Source organism: Daejeonella sp. AP26, assembly GCF_056680515.1.
In genome coordinates, this window is record NZ_CM155286.1 from 3,978,677 (window position 1) to 3,997,771 (window position 19,095).

A 19,095-nucleotide genomic window follows, 5' to 3' on the forward strand; every position below is an offset into this window, starting at 1 on the left:
GCAATAACCGGGAGAGTATTATGAAGCCATTTTTAGACGAGAACTTTTTACTAAACAGCAAAACGGCGCAAAGGCTCTATCATGAGTTTGCAAAGGATATGCCCATAATTGATTATCACAATCACCTGCCACCGGATCAGATTGCGGGCAACATTAATTTTGGTAATATGACCCAGGCCGTATTGTATGGCGACCATTATAAATGGCGGGCAATGCGCGCAAATGGAGTTGATGAGGCTTATATCACCGGCAGTAAGAGCGATTGGGAGAAGTTTGAAATGTGGGCTGCAACTGTTCCTTACACTCTCCGAAATCCTCTTTATCACTGGACTCACCTTGAGTTGCAGCGCTATTTTGGGATCAGTGAGGTACTCTCGCCAAAGACCGCCAGAAAGATCTATGATAGTTGTAATGAGAAACTACGGTCCCCCGAATATTCAGTGCAGGGCCTGTTAGGCAGAATGAACGTGGAGACTCTTTGTACCACCGATGATCCTTTGGACTCGCTTGAGCACCATCAAAATATTAAGAATGCAGGCGTTGCAATGCGGGTTCTTCCGGCATTCCGTCCTGACAAAGCGATGAACGCCGAAAATATAGAGGCATTGAACGCATACATTGATAGGTTAGAGCAGATCGCTAATGTAAACATCAGCAGTTATGATAATTACCTGGATGCATTGATGGGGCGTCATGACTATTTTGCTCAAAACGGTTGCTCAGTTGCAGATCATGGTTTGGAAACTATGTATGCGGAAGACTATACCGAAGCGGAGTTAAGGATCATATTCGATAAGATCAGAGACAGGTCTGTGCTTTCTGCCGAAGAAGTTATAAAATTCAAATCAGCCCTTCTTTTCCAATTTGCGTTATGGAATCATGAAAAAGGCTGGGTTCAGCAGTTTCACCTGGGTGCCCTTAGAAATAATAATTCGAGAATGCTGAAGCTTCTGGGACCGGACACAGGCTGGGATTCCATAGGTGACTTTAGTCAGGCAAAGCCTTTATCGAAGTTCTTAAGCAAGCTTGACCAGGACAACCATCTAAGCAAAACCATTATTTATAACCTGAATCCTGCAGATAATGAAATGCTGGCGACGATGGTTGGCAATTTCAACGATGGCTCTACGGTCGCGAAAGTGCAGTTTGGTTCAGGCTGGTGGTTTTTAGATCAGAAAGATGGCATGACTAAACAAATTAATACGCTGTCGAATATGGGACTTTTAAGCAGGTTTGTGGGTATGCTGACAGATTCACGCAGCTTCCTCTCTTACCCGCGCCACGAGTATTTCCGCAGGATCTTATGCAACCTGTTTGGGGAGGATATTGAAAACGGGGAATTGCCCGACGACATTAGCTGGACCGGAGCTGTGGTTCAGGACATATGTTATAATAATGCTAAGAACTATTTCAATTTTTGATGAAGGGGAAGGTTTTATCTTTCGGCGAGCTCTTGCTGCGCATTTGTCCGGATACGAATGGTCAGTGGACTGAGGAGAATAGGCTTCCTGTTTATATCGGCGGCGCCGAATGTAACGTAGCTACGGCTCTTGCATTATGGAAGGTACCTTCCGCTTATTTCACCGCGCTTCCTGAGAATTACTTTTCAGAACAGATTGTTCGAGCGCTCAAAAAACGGAATATTCAAACAGATAAAATTCGTTATGAAGGTGACCGTGTAGGATTATATTATCTTCCCAAAGGTAAGGATCTGAAGAATGCAGGTGTGATCTATGATCGGGCCGGATCTTCCTTTACCGCGCTAAAACTTGGCTTGATCAATTGGGATGATGTTTTTGAAGGCGTTTACTGGTTTCATTTCAGCGCTATTTGTCCGGCTATCAGCCAGCAGGCTGCTGACGTATGTGAAGAGGCCTTGCAAGCCGCATCCGCCAGAGGAATTAAGATTTCGCTTGATCTAAACTATCGCGCCAAGCTGTGGAAATATGGTAAAACTCCTGTTGAGGTAGTGCCAGGGTTAGCCAGGTACTGCAATCTGATCATGGGCAATATCTGGGCCGCCAACTCCATGCTGGGCATACCTGTTAAGCCGGAACTTGTAGAAGGAGAGGAACGAAGCAAACTTGAAGCCCATGCTAGATTTACTTCTGAAGCCATATTGGAACAGTTTCCGGTGTGCACCGCTGTTGCAAACACGTTCAGGTTTGAAAAGAAGGGCAGTATCAAGTATTTCACCACTCTTTACGCAGACTGCGACCTGCATGTCTCAAAGCAATACAACTCTGAAGAGATCAAAGACATGGTTGGCAGCGGCGACTGCTATATGGCGGGGTTGATCTACGGTTATTATCATGATCATGCGGTCCTGGATATAGTTGAATTCGCCACAGCAGCAGCTTTTGATAAACTTTTTATAGAAAACGACGCCACTTCATCAACTGTAGAGGAGATTAACATCAGGAAAACATATGGATTCTAAAGAAAAATCATTGCAGTTAATCTTAGACCAGGGTATGTTGCCGCTGTTCTTTTATAAAGATCCCGAAGTATCATTAAAAGTGGTTGAAACCTTATACAAGGCTGGTCTTAGGTCTTTGGAGTATACCAATCGCGGAAAAGAAGCGCTGGATAATTTCAGGTTTTTAAGGTCAGAGGCTGAAACCACTTGTCCGGGTATGGAATTAGGTGTCGGAACCATAAAAACGGCTGATGAGGCTAAGGCTTTTATAGACGCAGGGGCGCGGTATTTGGTGGCCCCGATAGTTAACCCGGAGGTGGGGCAATTAGCTACGCAGGCTGGGTTACTATGGATTCCTGGTTGTATGACACCTACGGAGATTAATGCAGCTCAGCAGGCAGGCGCAAGCCTCATTAAGATCTTTCCGGCAAATATTCTGGGTCCTGAGTTTCTGTCATCAATCCGGGAGCTTTTCCAAGGCCAACTTTTTGTGCCCACCGGGGGTGTTGACATAGATAAACAGAACATTAAAAGATGGTTTGATGCCGGAGTTTGTGCGGTTGGTATGGGAAGCAAAATGATCAGTAAACAAGCTTTGGAGGACGGAGATTACGATGGTATATATAAGCTTGCGCAAAGGGCTATTGACGTAATAAATGAAGTAAAGCAGGAGATTTAACCAAGAAACCAATATAACCACCTAACCCTTATACATGAATATACCGCAAATTGGCAAGTACCGGTGGACCATCTGCTCCCTGGTGTTCTTTGCCACTACCATTAACTATCTCGACAGAGCGGTGATCGCCCTGTTAAAGCCATATCTGGAAGAAGAATTTAACTGGACTTCGGTTGACTATGCTAACATCGAAATTGCCTTCAAAATATGCTATGCATTAGGATTGCTTGGAGTAGGAGGAATTATTGATAAACTAGGTACAAAGATCGGATACGGTGTGTCTGTATTGTTATGGAGTATTGCTGCGGTGGGCCATGCCCTGGTAACCACTACCATGGGTTTCATCGGGGTGCGGGCACTTTTAGGTTTAACTGAAGCAGGTAACTTTCCTGCTGCCATTAAGGCAACTGCGGAATGGTTTCCCAAAAAAGAACGAGCCCTTGCTACCGGGATCTTCAATTCAGGGTCAAATGTCGGCGCTATTATAGCACCATTGACAGTGCCCTTTATCGCTGAATCAATGGGATGGCAGTGGGCTTTTATCCTAACCGGGAGCGCCGGTTTTATATGGCTGATATTTTGGTTTATCCTGTATGAAGTTCCTGCAAAACATGTGAAATTAAAAAAAGCCGAATTCGATTACATCCATAGTGATGTTGATGATATGGCTGCTATTTCCATAGGCACAGAACCGAAAGTCGCATGGTCTAAATTACTTAGCTTTAGACAAACCTGGGCTTTTGTAATTGGTAAATTTCTGACAGACCCTGTCTGGTGGTTCTATCTTTTCTGGTTGCCCGATTTCCTTAATAAAGAATATGGTTTGACGGGAACACAGGTTGCTTTACCGGTAGCCCTGGTTTATACTATGTCGAGCGTTGGAAGTGTGTTTGGCGGATGGCTGCCATATAGACTAATACAAGGCGGATGGCAAGTATTCCGGGCAAGAAAAACATCGATGCTGTTTTATGCAATTGCCGTATTACCCATTGTTTTCGCTCAGTACCTCGGCGAGATGAACATGTGGCTAGCCGTGATCGTCATTGGTCTAGCTGCCTCGGCTCACCAGGCGTGGAGCGCCAATATCTTTACAACGGTTTCGGATATGTTTCCCCGGCATACTGTAGCAACAGTTACCGGAATTGGAGGAATGGCAGGCGGTGTGGGAGGTATTCTACTTTCTGTGATGGTACAAAAGGGAATGTTCGGCTACTATGAAAGTATCGGGCAATTAGATAAGGCCTATTTTATCATGTTCCTGATCTGCGGCGCCGCCTATTTGCTGGCCTGGTCCATTATGCACATACTGGTCCCTAAAATGAAACCAATTGAATTAAACTAGAGAAGATTATTGCACCGCTGACCGCGTTATATCGGGTCAGCGGTTTTTTATATTGCTGTAGAGGTTCTTTCTACCAGGTCAGCGCTCAAGATCACTCGCTCATCCCCGTAATTACGGTTGTTTAATGTTTTAAATAATATGGTCGCTGCTTGCCGCCCAATAGCATAAGCCGGTTGGCGGACCACTGTAAGTGGGGGATCTAGAATATGTGCCGTCTCCAGGTTGGAAAAACCAACCACTTTAACATCTTCAGGAATTCTAAGATTCAATTCCTTACAGACATTGTAAGTAGCGATAGCCAGCTTTTCTATCGATGCAAAAATTCCATCGGGACGATTTTCTGACATGAGCAGTTGTTTAATCTTCTCATGATTTTCTTCATTATTATTTCCGCAGAAAACAACATTTTCATCGGTGGCCGCTATTCCATGCTTGCTTAATGCGCCCAGGTAACCTTCCTTCCTTTTTTTGTCAATAGATAAATGCCGGGAAACGGATAGATATGCGATATTTTTACACCCTTGTTGTATTAGATGACTGGTAGCTTTTAACCCGCTTTCATAATCATCCGTGGTAACGTTAGAAAACTCTAAACCCTCCAATACGCGGTCGAAAAAAACAATACTGATATTCTTTGCGTGAAGTTCGTAAAGGTGATCCTTATTATCAGTCTCGCTCGAAAGCGACATTAATATTCCATCTACCCGTCCGCTGGCCAGATGCCGGGCGATTGCTAGTTCCTTCTGGTAATCTTCGTGGGTTAAGTAGATTAGTACATGATACCCTTTTTCCTGGGCAATTTCTTCAATGCCATTGATGGCCAGTGAGAAGAAGTTGTTTGCTATCTCAGGAATCACTACCGCAATGGTCTTGCTTTTTTGTTGCCTTAAACTGCTGGCATAGGGATTCGGGTGATAATTCAATTCTTTTGCCAGTGCAACCACCCTTGCTTTGGTTTCCGCACCGATTTCATAACTGTCTCTTAATGCTTTAGAGACAGTTGAAACAGAAATATTTAGCTCCCTGGCCAGGGTCTTTAGATTTACCGGCTCCATTTACTCAGATTACAAAATTTGAAGAGGTCGCGTCGCCAACGTTATCGTAAAAACATTGGTTTTTTCCGTCCTCACTGTGATATTTTCAACAACTTAAGCATTCAAAAATATTTAAATAATACGCTTCCGCACTATTTAATCATGATTAAATAAGCGGAGTGTATTATCTTGTTTGATAACTGCTACGTGGCACTGCTTCATAGTTCAAAGAAGCCGCCAAAAAGAATTATATTAATAACTGGAATACTATGAAGGAATAACCCGGTTGGTTTTCCTTTTATCACATTGCATAATTAGAGAATATGAAAAATCAATTTTCCCTTGAAGGTAAAGTCATCGTTGTAACTGGAGGCACAGGAATTCTGGGCAAATCATTTATCAACGGGATTGTGGAAGCCGGTGGTGCTGTTGGTGTGCTAGGCCGGAATGCTGAAGTTGCCGAAGAGCGTGCAGAAGAAGTAGTCAGGCAAGGTGGAAAAGCAATCGCTCTGATTGCAGACGCAATGGACGAATCGCAGTTAACCGCGGCACGGGATAAGATGTTAAAGGAATTCGGAAAGATCGATGGCCTTGTGAACGGAGCTGGGGGTAATCAGCCGGAGGGAGTACTGATGCCTGATCAGGGGATCTTCGATATGAATGTAGCGGGCATGAAAAAGGTGATGGAGCTGAATGTGTGGGGTACGTTGATCCCTACGCAGATCTTCGGGAAAACTATAGCTGAAACTTCCGACGCCGGAAGTATAGTAAATATATCTTCAATGAACTCCAAACGCGCAATCACAAGAGTTCTCGGATATAATATGGGTAAAGCTGCGGTGGATTGTTATAATCAATGGTATGCCGTTGAACTGGCTAAACGTTACGGCGACAAGATCCGGATGAACGCGCTTGCGCCGGGATTCTTTCTTACCGAGCAAAACAGGAACTTACTAACCCGTCCGGAAGGTGGTTATTCAGAGCGCGGGCAACTGGTAATTAATCAAACCCCGTTTCAGCGTTTCGGCAATCCGCAGGAACTGGAGGGAGCACTGGTTTGGCTTTTAAGTGATGCTTCGAAGTTTGTTACCGGTGCCATGATCTGTGTAGATGGTGGCTTCTCAATTTATGGGGGAGTTTAGAATGGCTGAGCTCAGTTTTTCGATGCAGCAAAGCATGCGCTGGTATGGACCTGCAGATCCTGTTAGATTGTCGGACATACGGCAGGCAGGCTGTACAGGAGTCGTTACAGCGCTGCATCATATTCCTAATGGTGAAGTATGGACCACTGATGAGATCCTGAAAAGAAAAAGGGAAGTTGAAGCTTACGGGATGATATGGAATGTGGTAGAGAGTGTGCCGGTACACGAAGCTATTAAGACCCAGTCGGTCGGCTTTGAACAATATATCGGGAACTACAAAGAGAGTATTAGAAACCTGTCGGACTGCGGGGTGAATATTATTACCTACAATTTTATGCCGGTGCTCGACTGGACCAGAACAGATCTCGCTTATACTGTAGAAGACGGATCAAAGGCCCTGCGGTTTGAGAAAGCGGCGTTCGTGGCGTTTGATGTGTTTATCCTGAAAAGACCTGGTGCAGAAATCGATTACTCAGAGAAAGATCTGCAGCGTGCCAGGGAGCGATTTGAAACAATGACAGAAGCTGATCGCTTACAGCTTCAACGAAATATCATAGCAGGGCTTCCCGGCAGTGAGGAAAGCTTTACACTAGAGAAGTTCCAAGAGGCGCTGGATAGCTATGAAGGCATAGATGTCTCCAAACTAAGGTCTAACCTGATACACTTTCTTCAGCAAATAATACCGGTAGCAGATGAATGCAATGTAAAATTAGTTATCCACCCGGATGACCCGCCTTACTCTATCCTGGGACTTCCAAGGGTGGTAAGTACTGCTGCTGATGCAGAGCAACTCTTTGAAGCGGTTCCTTCGCTGAACAACGGTCTCTGCTTCTGTACCGGTTCCTTTGGTGTAAGATCAGATAACGATCTTCCGGCAATGGTAGCAAAGTTCGGCAGCCGCATTAACTTTATCCATTTAAGAAGTACCCGCCGGAATGAGTTTGGCGACTTTTATGAGGATAATCACCTGGAAGGTGACGTAGATATGTACGAGGTGGTTAAACAACTGGTGGCCGTTGCCAGAGAACGGAATATTTCTATACCCATGAGACCAGATCATGGGCATCAGATGCTAGATGATCTTAACAAGAAAACCAATCCGGGCTATTCTGCTATTGGCCGACTGAGAGGTCTGGCAGAGCTTCGCGGACTGGAGATGGGAATCATTAAAAGTCTGTATCCTGAACTCAAATAAAGATTCAAATAAGCTTACGATTTCGTTCTTTTCGGTGATTTCAAAACTTCACAGCGTGTCACGGATGAAGACAAGGAAAATGAAATAAAAAGTTACAACATCAACAGTATTTATTTGTTATGCAATAAGCGTTTACTTATTAAACGACATGCTATGCTGGGCGAGCTCAATGAGACTGAAATACAGGAGATCTTAAAAACTTCATACATAGGCCGGATTGGTTGCACTGACGGTGATGAGGTCTATATAGTACCCGTGAATTACCGGTATGAAGATAATAGTGTTCTGTGTTATTCGCTGGAAGGATTGAAAATAGCCCTGATGCGTAAACATCCTACTGTCTGCTTTGAAGTGGACCAGATTAAAAACTCCTTCAACTGGAAGTGTGTAATTATTAACGGTGCTTTTGAAGAAATAACCGATCCGCAGGAACTTAATGAAATTAGACCCCGGTACACCGAATACATGCTCCGAAAGAAAGTTAGCCTTACTGCGTTGCCCGAAACTGATGCCAAAGAAGTTGCGGTTCCAACCCACAGTCATGATCAGGTTTTCTACAGGATACGCTTTAAGAAAGTGACCGGCCGTTTTGAGAATGGCTTCAATTAGTTGACTTCGACGGCTTCTACATCTTGAGTTTAATTAACTCAATTCTCTGAGACCGTATCCTCAAGTTTTATCCGCGGCCCCCCTCTTATGTTTTTCTTAATGATCACGGCACCGTCCAAGGGACGAAAGGTAGGCATCATCCACGATTCTCTTTCTGGAATATGGAAGAGCGGGTGGTTCAACAGGTCGAAAGATGATTCATAGACAGTCATTTCTATAGGCGTATCGCGGTTAATGCTGAATTCCATCTCTAAGGGCTCGTTATTTAAAACATAATAGCTGACAACCACCCTGCTCTTTTCAGACGCAGAGCCTGGCTTGGTAATCTTCTTTACTCCATTCGCAGTAAAATCATGAAGGATCATATTTTCGTTAGATGTGATCAGATAGGAATTAACCTTTCGGTTTGGTACAATACTATATTTCAGGTGCCGTGCATCACCGGCAAGGCTATCTCTCAGAAGAGTGATTACCGGTTCGGCTAATTTTTTTACTGGAGCTGGATAGACATAAGTCAGGCGAGGATGATCGGCCCTTAACTCATTGATAGTACGCTCACTGCTTTTAAGAAATTTCTTAGTCCAGTCATCCAGCCGCTCATCATAGGTTGTCCAAACGGCGGTCCGGGCATCTGCGTCCAGCATGTATAACAGGCTGTTTGGTTTCGCTTTTCCCTTGCTGTATCCTGAGTTACTTTGACCGTAAATTAAAAATACGACAGCTATAACCGCCATAAACATAGCCCAGTAGCGTTTCTGCCTGTATGAAGCAAATTCGGGAAGCATGAGCATAAAGAGCACTACGGTTAACACTGAGCTTCCGGAGAGAAGTGCCATTCCAAGGCCTACAGGCAATGCAGTTATAAAGGGCGTGAATATTACCAACGCCGGTACGCCGAGAATAAAATTTAACATCCAACTGGTCTTCCCGGTAAGAATATAATAACCCAGCACGATCAAACTGCATAGCACGGGGATAATGAAGAAACCGCTTCCCGCTACACCGATCATCAAAGCGGAGATGACTAAAAGCAGGATAAACACAGGAACAACAAAATAACTGAGCAGCTTACTCTCCGGAAGATCATCGCCATAAAAGAAAAAGCAAAGAGCCAGACTAAAAAACGCGGTGAAGCCGATATAGGCATGCCCGTTATAAGTAAAGCCCTGCGGGATATCTTTATATTGGGGGTTAATGATCAGAATCCCCTGCCATATCAGGAAGGTGCCGAGGCTTGACAGTATCAGGGCAGTGAAGAATGGCCAGAAACCTCTCAGCATGTCTTTAACAGACAAAACTTTTTTTTTAATACCAATTGTGATAAGGATGATCAGGGAGATGAAAGCAATGATCATTAATACGGCGTTCCACGCAAACGGATAATTGATGAACCCGAGCGGAGTATTAAAATACACATGGTCGGTATCTGACTTCAGATCATTTAGGTCTGCGTTGGAAAAATAGGAGAGTAAAGGCATCAGGTAAGTTCCCTGGTGAATTAAAGTCTCGGAACTCAAATGTGCAAGATCATCCTGTTGGGTGTGGTAATTAAAATGATCGTCAATGAAGGCAAAGTTAAATCCTTGAATATCTCCAATTTCCCTGAAGACTGTAAAGTCCGTATCATTCGGCAACATTTTGTAAATGCTGTACATTAGCGAATTGGCAACCGGGTAGTCCGGACCGGCGGCTTTAAATCCCCTGATCATCGCCGAATTACCGCCGTTGGTTTCCATCAGCATGTACGAGGGGCCACCAGTGCCACGAGCTTCAAAATTCAGTATGAGACCGGTATCCTTTAACCATGGATGCTTCCTTACAAAAAGCCCTGCGCCATTAAGTCCCAGCTCTTCGCCATCTGAAAATAAAATGATGATATCATTTCTATGTATCGCCTTGCCTTCTATGAATGCCCGAAGGCCTTCCAGTATGGTTGCCACACCAGAGCCTGCATCGGCAGCCCCATACGAATGAACGGCGCAGTCGTAATGAGAAAGCAGCATTAAAGCTTTACCGTTGCCGCTGCCTTTCAAACGGGCTACGATATTCCTGGCTTTTACAAGAGATCCCCTCTTTGAAAATGCATAGCCCTCCTGGATATCTGGTTCGAGACCTAGCTGTTTTAATTCATTAACAAGGTAGGCTGCAACCGTATCGTGATTGACCGAACCTGCGTAATGGGGAGCCTTTGAGATTTGAGCAACATGCTCCAATGCCCTTTTTGTGGAGAACTCAGATAAAGGCACGTTGTCTTCAGGCAGACCATGGGGCATGGCAGAACGAAAGATCCAATAAACAATGGCGCAAATAAGCAAAGGAGATAAGAGGAACTGAAGGTTCTTGTTCATATTCCTGGCCTTGGGTTAAATAAAAGGACTGTTAACTAGGTAGCACGTAACGGGTACAGGAATTTACGATTTTAAATTTAAATGTTAATAATGTGGTTACTTACAAATCAATTGGATAAGATGCTGCCAGAACGGTCAGTTCTTCGCCGTTATTCCTCGTCTTTTTGTCGGGATGGCGGGATTCGAACCCACGACCTCCAGCACCCCATGCTGGCGCGATACCTGGCTACGCTACATCCCGAGGAGGCAATGCAATGTGTAACTATCCTTTAGATAACTACGGTTGCAAATATAAAATTTAGAAGGAAAAATTCCATTATAAGTTACCTGTAAGTTGCGAAATCGATAGCGCATTCATTTAGCTTTTTCGGTTAGTTACTAGTAGAAATGCAAGAAACAGCAATGAAAAGAATAATGGAATAAGCAGAAGATGCCTTAAAGTGATTATGAAATACGTGTCATAAAAATTAAAGTCAAGGATAGTCCCCTGTGTTACAAAAAAATATCCGCACATGAGTAGTTGAAGACCTAAGAAGAGCAAAATCATGGGGTATCTTATCGCCTTTTGTAGTATTCTCATAAACAGACATGATATTAAAAATTTAAGGAAGACATTACGGGATATCCGATAGAGGTCTACAATATATCGCTAATTAATCAAAAGCTTAAAACGATCCACTACCATAGTTTGGACATCCAAAAAATGAGTAATCCATAAACAAATTGGGCTGGCTTTTAATTTTCAGTCTTACCTGAAACGACACTGATTGGGTAATATAACACCAGCGAAGAAGGATTAATTGATAATTCTTCATCAAGAACGCTTAAAACACGAGTGATGGCCTGTGTGGGAGAATAATCAACCTTTCCTGTATTGCACGTGCGCCAGTTATCCAACTCCACGGTTAAAATAAAGATTATTGCTTTTCCTTTATAAGTCTGATTAGAACCAAATGAGTAGCCTTTGATAAAACTAAAGCTTTCTTTCATTTCTGCTTCTACTTCATTTAAAAGTTTCAAATTTTCTACTGTATTATTCGAACCGACCGAAGCTTTGACAATTGCGTAATTCCAGTTACAGTCATTCGAAACCGTGTTTGGAATGCGATAGTTTTTTGCAATAAAGGATTTAAATGATTTAATAGAGGTTGCCTGGGCAAACACGGTATCGGAAGTAAAAACTAAAGTCATCAAAACCAGCATGACTTTGTATTTATGGGCAAGGCGTGTCAAAAGTTTTATTATATGTAAGTTGTTCACGTTTCAACGAAAATGAATTTTAAACATATCATTATAATCCGGAATCGCATGACAAAAAGGGTGAACGGTATATATTATTGAGGGAACGGTTTCGCTGCTCAGGTTCTTCTAATTTACCTAAACGGCTCCGATACCCAGTCTCTGGCGGCATCGTATTCGCTTAACTTATAGCCCCTTACTTCTCCATGCACCAGCGGACCCAGGATTTGATAACCTTTGCGTACCCATTGCTGGTCGGTGACAATTGCCATGTGGTTCCATTTATTAAAATGGCGGAAGCTGATCCGTAGATAATCAATAAATGCGCCGACACTATAATTATCGATGTCGGTTTCCAGCAGAACCAGAAAATTGATGCGCCCGTATTCTGAGGCAACTTCATCCACCCTGAACATCACAACCTTTTCAAATTCTTCTTTACTTATTGCGCCCCACGCCCGGTAAGCTGCCACATGCGGAGGGAAATCACTCAGTATCTCGACCATTTTTGATTCTTTAACGAGGTGCAAGGGGAGTAGGAATAACGCTCTCGAGTGCTATGGGAACAACTCGCAGGGCGGAAAGGTTTCGACTGAGCCTTTAACAAATCAGATACCGGAGAGACCTTTTTTAATGGCGGTCAGGATAGACGATTAAATATGCTTACTATGTCATCGTTCGATCAGGATATAGTGAGCATCCCTGTAATCACATGGCTAGGATATCACCAATAAAAACCTGACTCTAGAATGTGGGGGACTTTCAAACAATTCCTTTAATCCTCTGGTACTATTGAATGGATTGTGCAAAGTTCTGATTTTGAAGAAATTACTTGACAAGAAAGTCAATTATGGGTAACTTCTAATATAATCTATCACTATGAAAAAGAAATTTTTATTAAGCCAGTTTCTGGTTTTAATGATGGTATTTGCCATTTCGTCGTGTGAACAATCAGGGGTCGAACCTGACAACCCTAAGCCAGCCGACACTGAAGGGGACGGCTTATTATTACATGCCGGAAGCATTCGCGGGTCGCTGGATGGCCCTGCTCTTCAGGCGCAGTTTGACAGTCCATATCTTCTGGCTGAAGGTCCTGATAAATCCTTGTATGTATATGATTGGGGGTTCTGGCTGGAAGTGGTGGGAAATAATCCCGAAAACAGAAAAATTCGTAAAATAAGTGCCGATGGTCGGATGACTACGATTTTTGATTTAAGCAAATCTGGCTACGGCCTCAGGGAGGGGTTCAATGGGATGACTGTTGATAAAAACGGAAACATATATGTATCACATGAGAACCAGATCAAGAAGATTAGTCCTGATGGGAAGGTCGTAACAGTTATTGCAGGAACCGGGGAGGGGGCTGAAGTACCGATGAAGGACGGGCCGGCGTTACAGGCAACATTCCTTGGTCCCGCTGGCTTAACTTTCAGTAAATCAGGTTGCTTATATATCATGGACAGCGGAAATAATGCAGTCCGGCTGCTGGTTAATGGCAAAGTTTCAACCGTTGCAGGTGGAATTCGAGATTATCTGGGTCCTGATGACGAACAAGATGCACCTCCTGATGACGGTGTAGGGCCGAAAGCAGAATTTGACCACCCCTTGTTTATAGCCGTGGATAACAATGACAACGCCTATGTAACAGGGGGTAAGTTCGAATTGATCAGAAAAGTTACACCTGGCGGTGTGGTTTCTGACTTTCTTAAAAAATGGTATGAGTTTGATTCAGATTACTATGAAACTTATACAGGCATCACCTTTGCCAGAAATGGCAAATTGTATGTAAATCATAACCGTGCAAACGGAAAAGGCGCTCCTTTTCATTTTTCAACCAATGAGTTAACACTATCTGGTGAGTTGATTCCAATAGTCTCCAGAACATATGATCAGCAATATCCGGAAAACAATGTTCCCGGTTTATATTTTCCGACCGGCCTGGCGGTAGTTGGCGACACCATTTACACGACATCCACCAGCGATCATCTTATTAGCAAGATAAAATTAAAATAACTTTAAAGGTAATTATAAGTACCACGTGGAGTATCTGAAGATGTTATTTAAAAGAATTGCCGGATAAAATGATAACTAGCCTTGTTATATCTTTCCGATAGTGCCTTGTACACAATTGCCGGTAGATCAATTGGATAACTTATCTAAAAATCCAACACTATGAAAAAGAAATTTTTATTAAGCCAATTTCTGGTTTTAGTGATGGTATTTGCCATTTCGTCGTGTGAACAATCAGAGGTAGAACCAGAGAATCCCAGGCCAGCCGATACGGAAGGGGACGGCTTATTACTGCATGCTGGAAGCATTCGCGGATCGCTGGATGGCCCTGCTCTTCAGGCGCAGTTTGACAGTCCATATCTTCTGGCTGAAGGCCCTGAAAATTCATTATATGTATATGATAGAGGTTCGGATGGCGAAAATAGAAAGATCCGTAAAATAAGTGCTGATGGTCAGGTTACCACCATTTTTGATGTGAACAAAGCTGGCCTTGAGAATGGCTTTGGTGGGATGACCATTGATCAAAAAGGATATGTATATGTATCGAATGGATATCAGATTAAAAAGATTAGTCCAGACGGGCAAAATATAATCGTTATCGCAGGAACCGGGGAGGGCTATGAAGTGCCGATGAAAGATGGGCCGGCATCACAGGCAACATTTGCTGGTCCCGCTGGCTTAGTTTTCGGTAAGTCAGGTTGTTTATACATCATGGACGCCGGAAATAATGCAGTCCGGCTTCTGGTAAATGGCAAAGTTTCAACTGTAGCAGGCGGAATTCGAAATCATCAAGGTTCATACGATGAAGTAAATTCATTTCCGGAGGACGGGGTAGGGCCGAAAGCAGAATTTGACTTCCCCTTATTTATAGCCGTTGATGACCATGACAACCTCTATGTAACAGGAGGCAAGTTCGAGTTAATCCGAAAAGTTACACCCGGGGGTGTCGTATCTACTGTTAATGACAGAGCAATGCTTTCGTATAATTCAAATTCGTCTGAAACCTACACGGGTATCACCTTTGCCAGGAATGGCAAGTTGTATGCAAATTGGCAGTTTCAACACTTTTTACAGCGCAGAAGTTCGTATTCAGTTGTTGAAGTCACATTAGCTGGTGTATTGACTCAACTTGTCTACAGCAGCTACAGTGAGGATTTTCCTGAAAATGATATCCCCGGTTTGAATGCTCCTTACGGGCTGGTAATAATTGGCGATACTCTTTACACGGCATCTACCGGGGATCATCAAATTAAAAAGTTAAAACTCAAATAATTTAAGGTATTATAAAGTGCACTTGGTGTTTCCCTAGGAGTTATTTGCAGAAATTGGGCAAAGAGTTAATAAGCTAGCTTATTTCTATATCATGCCTGTCTAATAGCCCGGCAACGCCCTGTAGAGAGAATTTGGCCTTCCTTAATCGGTTCGATTCAGGGTGGATGGAATAATTATAAGCGGTGCGGAGATCGGCTTTTTCTAAATTGGTGTTATCAAAAGTTGCTCTTGTGAGATCACAGCTGTCAAAAGCCGACTGGCTGAGATCAGTCTCTGAGAAATCAGCTTCCTGAAGGCTTGTGTTTTTGAAGGTTGTTTTTTTAAGCTTCAGCTTGTAAAAAGATGCCAGGTTGAGATTACAGTTTTCGAAATAAACCGAGAGAAGAAATTCGTTGCAATTCTGGAAGTGAAGGCCTAAAAGTTTGCAATCTTTAAACTTTACATCCTGAAACGCAGTTCTGTTTACATTTGCCAGACTCAGGTTGCAGTCGGTAAACTGGCAGTCTGAAAAAGTTATGTTCGAGAGGTCGGAGTTTTCAAAATTGCAATTGATGAATGTGCACCTTTCGTAATCGCCCTTTGTAAGGGCCTCCTTACTGAAGTCGGTTTTTTGAAAGGTCTTATCTTCAATATATACTTTGCTCATGCTTGTTGTGGACAGAAGTCCTTATGATTGATCAGCGAATTTAATATCTCCTTCCGGGTTATAATTTCCATCGGCATCAAGGAGAAAACTGATTGGGTTTTCAGGATCTTTGATGATCTCGAAAAGGGTGATTCCCCATGGTTTCCAAAAGTTCTCGAGCACCTGTGCATAAGGTTTGGCTGTCCAATGATCGAACAGGGGTTTGCTGCTTAACCCGCGCAGGGGCATTGCCTCTATGTAAACCATGTCTGCCGTTGGAATTATGGTGTATTCAGGCAAACGGTTGAAAAGATAGTTGGAATAATAGAACCGGGCGATCACTTCTTCGTACTGAATGGCTTTCAGTTGATGTCCTTTGATCTTTTCAAGAACTTCTTCATGATAGATCGCGTTAGCGCCATTATCCTGGAGACAGGCGATAATGCCAAAGTTATTCATGGCCAGCGAGAAGGTGAGCGTATTGATCTCATCGCGGTAGTTAAAAACATCAGCCAGATTATCGACTTTTAACAAATTGATAGTCCATGGCGTCCGGTTTTCAAATTCCATAGGCCGGATGAGCGATTGAAGCATCGTATGCAGATTGCCGAACTTATGGATCAGGCCTTCGGATAGCAGGAATGGTTCGCCGTTAGCCTGCTGCTGGCGCATACCTATGCGCAGTTCATTGTAAATAATGCCATACACTAACTTGCCAATCCATTGAAAGAGCTTGATTTGTGGGAGGCTTTTTACTGCTTCATACCCTAAATTATAGGCTTCCTTTATCTCCGTTTCAAGAGAATCAAGAACTTGTTTGACAGCTGCAGAACAAGGCACCTTCAGGTCACCGTAAGTGGCCATGCTTTCGTCGAGTAATTTTAAAGGTTTATTAGTTAATTGAAACTGCTCCATCAACCAGTTCGGGAACACGGTTATTTCTTCACCGGGCTGGGTTTCAACTCCGCTTAAAAAGCATTTGCTACCTCTGAAATCTAGTTTTTTAAAAGGATTGTAAAGTGAGTGATCCATTAGCGGCAAAGGTAAACCGAAAATTGGTTTACGATGTAATTTGTTCAGAGGTTTATGCCACTAGTTACGGTAGTATGACCGTAATTCGGTGGATATCCTCTGCACGGCTTCTCCGGAAAGTTGAAAAAGAAAGTCCATAGTTTCGGGTTCCATAGCCGGACTTCTTGCAAAATAAAGACTCGGATCAACCGCCCTGGGGTCGCCCTGTATATTATCAACGTAGGTTGCAGAATAGTTGTAGTTTGGGGCGAAGCTTCGTTTGAATTTTTTGCCGGGGGTACCTTTCACCTCGAGGTTTACTGAAATGCGCGCATTGGAGCGCCTTTGAACTTGCACTATGTCTACAGAAGCACGGACTGTTTGGTAAATTGGTTTACCAGCAGCATCTGTACCGGTTTGAACCACCCTTGATAACGTTCTACGGCTTCGTCTTTCGTCCCGGGGCCACAGGGTGAAGTTATCGATATTTAAGTCAATAACTACTTCCGGCTCTTCATCAGCTTCGGCGAGTGTAAAATCGACGCTTTGAAAATTCTCGAGCTGATCAAGAACTTTCAAACGGTAGTAGTCCATATTAACAAAGTTTAAATCAGAATTTCTATTCGGAATCCCAATATTGAACGTAACCGGAACCACACGCTCAGGCGCTCGTTTGCTTTTGCCGGTAGTACCGCAGGCAGCGATAGTAAACAACAAAAAGATAAGGAGTATCGGTTTCATGTTGCGAGTATTTAGTACTTAGTATTTAATAGTTAGATCTGGCATCTGATGAAAGCATCGACATGATTAGATCACCAATTTATTGGACGTGTCCAGCTGATATAGGTTTAAAATCTAATATGTTAGCCCACTTAAGTATCAAGACCCTGCTTACTGATATCTATTATAAACTTCCTGATTTGGTCAGCTACTCATGTCTAAGTACTTAATACTAACTACTGTGTACTCCCCTCTAATATCTACTATAAAACTTCCTGATCTTATCAGTAAGCTGAGCATATAAGGGTTTCGTAAATTCAAGAAATAATTCCTGCGGTGGGGGCGGAAGGCTTTCACGTTTATTAATCAGTAATTTTTCTTCTTTGCTTAATGCGCGCTCATCACCTTTATAACTTCCCCACTTATCCTGCCAAACGAAGGTGCCCTGCATCTTCTCCTGGGTAAGCGTGTTTTTGGTGTGCCAGTCGGTTACTACAACGTCTAACAACCCTGCCGAGCTAATGGTTTTTTCAAAGGTGCTGACCTTTGCTTTGACCGTACCGAATACATCTTTGCCATCGCTGGTGCCTACTTTCACACTGTCGCGCCGTACTTCTTCAACCTTTTCTTTTACATAGGTTTGGCCGACTACAAAGTCGTCGAAATTTAAACTTAGTACCTGGTCTGGGATCAGGTCTTCCCGGCGTGCTTCTTTCGGCGTGTAAAATTTGATGAAGCTGCGGCGCTCGTAATTTTCGAGGTATTCGTAGATCTTATTTTGAAAATATTCATTAGTGTATTTGTAAACACCGCGGCTAAGCTTTACCGGCTCAACAACCACCTTGATGACAGCGGCCCAGTACGCTTCGTCCATTTTTTGCACAGCATCTTTAAAACCTCCCGCGAGTTGATCAGCTTTTTCGAAATCATAGTAAGCTTGTTTTGCATCCAGGCGGTTTTTCTCCTCAAGAAGCTTCAAGCCCCTTGCGTAGCGAATTGTCGCAGCATTTAATTCAGCCTCTGCAATCTCGGAAATGTATTTTTCGGGAAGCTGAACGGCTGTGCGGCAAGAAGGACATCTTTTGATCGCGTCTGACAATGCGTTTAAGGCTTGATATTCGTTGATCACGGTTTCCCAGCGGAGTACATTAGATGATAGCTTAGCTTCCCGAATATTTTGCAGGTGATCAGAGGCAGCAAAGCTGTACGCCTGAGTAAGAGCTTTCAAAGCTTTCCGATTGTTGGGATCTTTCTGCAAACGGTTCACTGCCTTGTAAACGGCCTGATCATAATTCCCTTTTTCAAGAGAACGTTTGCCGGCGCTACAACCTAAAATTAAAAGACAAAGGATTAACAGAGATAATCGGGAGACTCGTGGGGGTATCATAATGAAAGTTTATACTTTGGGAAATGCGATGCTATATACCGCGACAATTTTATTTGAACATTT

At 43.3% G+C, this 19,095-nt stretch carries 17 protein-coding genes and 1 tRNA gene; 9 read left to right on the forward strand and 9 right to left on the reverse strand.

What is annotated here, in order from left to right; genetic code table 11:
- The first annotated feature begins 20 nt into the window (after positions 1-20).
- From uxaC to AC1MCB_RS16905, 4 genes are read left to right on the forward strand one after another with little or no spacing between them, the layout of a single operon-like run.
- Positions 21-1,421 carry a glucuronate isomerase gene (gene uxaC / locus AC1MCB_RS16890; protein ID WP_479965891.1) on the forward strand — a complete coding sequence of 467 codons (1,401 nt, stop codon included), beginning with the start codon at positions 21-23 and terminating at the stop codon, positions 1,419-1,421.
- Positions 1,421-2,440 (forward strand): PfkB family carbohydrate kinase, encoded by a 1,020-nt coding sequence (locus AC1MCB_RS16895; RefSeq protein ID WP_479965892.1) that lies wholly within the window; start codon positions 1,421-1,423, stop codon positions 2,438-2,440. Before uxaC ends, AC1MCB_RS16895 begins: the two co-directional genes overlap by 1 nt.
- On the forward strand, positions 2,430-3,098 hold the full coding sequence (locus tag AC1MCB_RS16900; protein WP_479965893.1) for a bifunctional 4-hydroxy-2-oxoglutarate aldolase/2-dehydro-3-deoxy-phosphogluconate aldolase: 669 nt from the start codon (positions 2,430-2,432) through the stop codon (positions 3,096-3,098). The genes AC1MCB_RS16895 and AC1MCB_RS16900 overlap by 11 nt, the downstream gene beginning before the upstream one ends.
- A gap of 34 nt (positions 3,099-3,132) precedes the next feature.
- The gene (locus AC1MCB_RS16905) at positions 3,133-4,440 is read left to right on the forward strand and encodes an MFS transporter (RefSeq protein WP_479965894.1); all 1,308 of its coding nucleotides are present in this window, start codon (positions 3,133-3,135) and stop codon (positions 4,438-4,440) included.
- Positions 4,441-4,487: 47 nt separating this feature from the next.
- Here the strand turns inward: AC1MCB_RS16905 and AC1MCB_RS16910 are convergent, their stop codons facing one another.
- On the reverse strand, positions 4,488-5,495 hold the full coding sequence (locus AC1MCB_RS16910) for a LacI family DNA-binding transcriptional regulator (RefSeq protein WP_479965895.1): 1,008 nt from the start codon (positions 5,493-5,495) through the stop codon (positions 4,488-4,490).
- A gap of 302 nt (positions 5,496-5,797) precedes the next feature.
- On the opposite strand from AC1MCB_RS16910, the gene AC1MCB_RS16915 reads away from it, so the two are divergent.
- The 3 genes from AC1MCB_RS16915 to AC1MCB_RS16925 all read left to right on the forward strand — a co-directional run bounded on the left by AC1MCB_RS16915 (position 5,798) and on the right by AC1MCB_RS16925 (position 8,420).
- Positions 5,798-6,616, forward strand: coding sequence for an SDR family oxidoreductase (locus tag AC1MCB_RS16915; protein WP_479965896.1), 819 nt, complete (start codon positions 5,798-5,800; stop codon positions 6,614-6,616).
- Position 6,617: 1 nt separating this feature from the next.
- Positions 6,618-7,811, forward strand: coding sequence for a mannonate dehydratase (gene uxuA, locus AC1MCB_RS16920; protein ID WP_479965897.1), 1,194 nt, complete (start codon positions 6,618-6,620; stop codon positions 7,809-7,811).
- Positions 7,812-7,964: 153 nt separating this feature from the next.
- Positions 7,965-8,420 carry a pyridoxamine 5'-phosphate oxidase family protein gene (locus AC1MCB_RS16925; RefSeq protein WP_479965898.1) on the forward strand — a complete coding sequence of 152 codons (456 nt, stop codon included), beginning with the start codon at positions 7,965-7,967 and terminating at the stop codon, positions 8,418-8,420.
- Positions 8,421-8,458: 38 nt separating this feature from the next.
- Here AC1MCB_RS16925 and AC1MCB_RS16930 read toward each other — a convergent pair whose 3' ends face one another.
- The 4 genes from AC1MCB_RS16930 to AC1MCB_RS16945 all read right to left on the reverse strand — a co-directional run bounded on the left by AC1MCB_RS16930 (position 8,459) and on the right by AC1MCB_RS16945 (position 12,513).
- Complete coding sequence (locus AC1MCB_RS16930; protein ID WP_479965899.1) at positions 8,459-10,768, reverse strand: M28 family peptidase; 2,310 nt, start codon at positions 10,766-10,768, stop codon at positions 8,459-8,461.
- A gap of 167 nt (positions 10,769-10,935) precedes the next feature.
- Positions 10,936-11,009 (reverse strand) — tRNA-Pro (locus AC1MCB_RS16935).
- A 494-nt stretch (positions 11,010-11,503) separates the two neighbouring features.
- On the reverse strand, positions 11,504-12,001 hold the full coding sequence (locus tag AC1MCB_RS16940) for a hypothetical protein (RefSeq protein ID WP_479965900.1): 498 nt from the start codon (positions 11,999-12,001) through the stop codon (positions 11,504-11,506).
- A gap of 140 nt (positions 12,002-12,141) precedes the next feature.
- On the reverse strand, positions 12,142-12,513 hold the full coding sequence (locus tag AC1MCB_RS16945) for a SpoIIAA family protein (RefSeq protein WP_479965901.1): 372 nt from the start codon (positions 12,511-12,513) through the stop codon (positions 12,142-12,144).
- A 373-nt stretch (positions 12,514-12,886) separates the two neighbouring features.
- Between AC1MCB_RS16945 and AC1MCB_RS16950 the strand changes: the two genes are divergently transcribed.
- Both AC1MCB_RS16950 and AC1MCB_RS16955 read left to right on the forward strand, forming a co-directional pair.
- Positions 12,887-14,020, forward strand: coding sequence for an NHL domain-containing protein (locus AC1MCB_RS16950; RefSeq protein WP_479965902.1), 1,134 nt, complete (start codon positions 12,887-12,889; stop codon positions 14,018-14,020).
- A gap of 159 nt (positions 14,021-14,179) precedes the next feature.
- Positions 14,180-15,289, forward strand: coding sequence for an NHL domain-containing protein (locus tag AC1MCB_RS16955; RefSeq protein WP_479965903.1), 1,110 nt, complete (start codon positions 14,180-14,182; stop codon positions 15,287-15,289).
- Between the two features lie 73 nt (positions 15,290-15,362).
- On the opposite strand, the gene AC1MCB_RS16960 is transcribed toward AC1MCB_RS16955, so the two are convergent.
- The 4 genes from AC1MCB_RS16960 to AC1MCB_RS16975 form a co-directional block, all read right to left on the reverse strand.
- The gene (locus AC1MCB_RS16960; protein ID WP_479965904.1) at positions 15,363-15,935 is read right to left on the reverse strand and encodes a pentapeptide repeat-containing protein; all 573 of its coding nucleotides are present in this window, start codon (positions 15,933-15,935) and stop codon (positions 15,363-15,365) included.
- 21 nt (positions 15,936-15,956) lie between these two features.
- Entirely contained in the window at positions 15,957-16,946 is a 990-nt protein-coding gene (locus AC1MCB_RS16965) for a hypothetical protein (protein ID WP_479965905.1), read from the reverse strand.
- A gap of 60 nt (positions 16,947-17,006) precedes the next feature.
- A complete protein-coding gene (locus AC1MCB_RS16970; RefSeq protein WP_479965906.1) occupies positions 17,007-17,666 on the reverse strand; it encodes a hypothetical protein in 660 nt (219 codons plus the stop codon).
- 232 nt (positions 17,667-17,898) lie between these two features.
- Entirely contained in the window at positions 17,899-19,032 is a 1,134-nt protein-coding gene (locus AC1MCB_RS16975) for a hypothetical protein (RefSeq protein WP_479965907.1), read from the reverse strand.
- Positions 19,033-19,095: the final 63 nt, after the last annotated feature.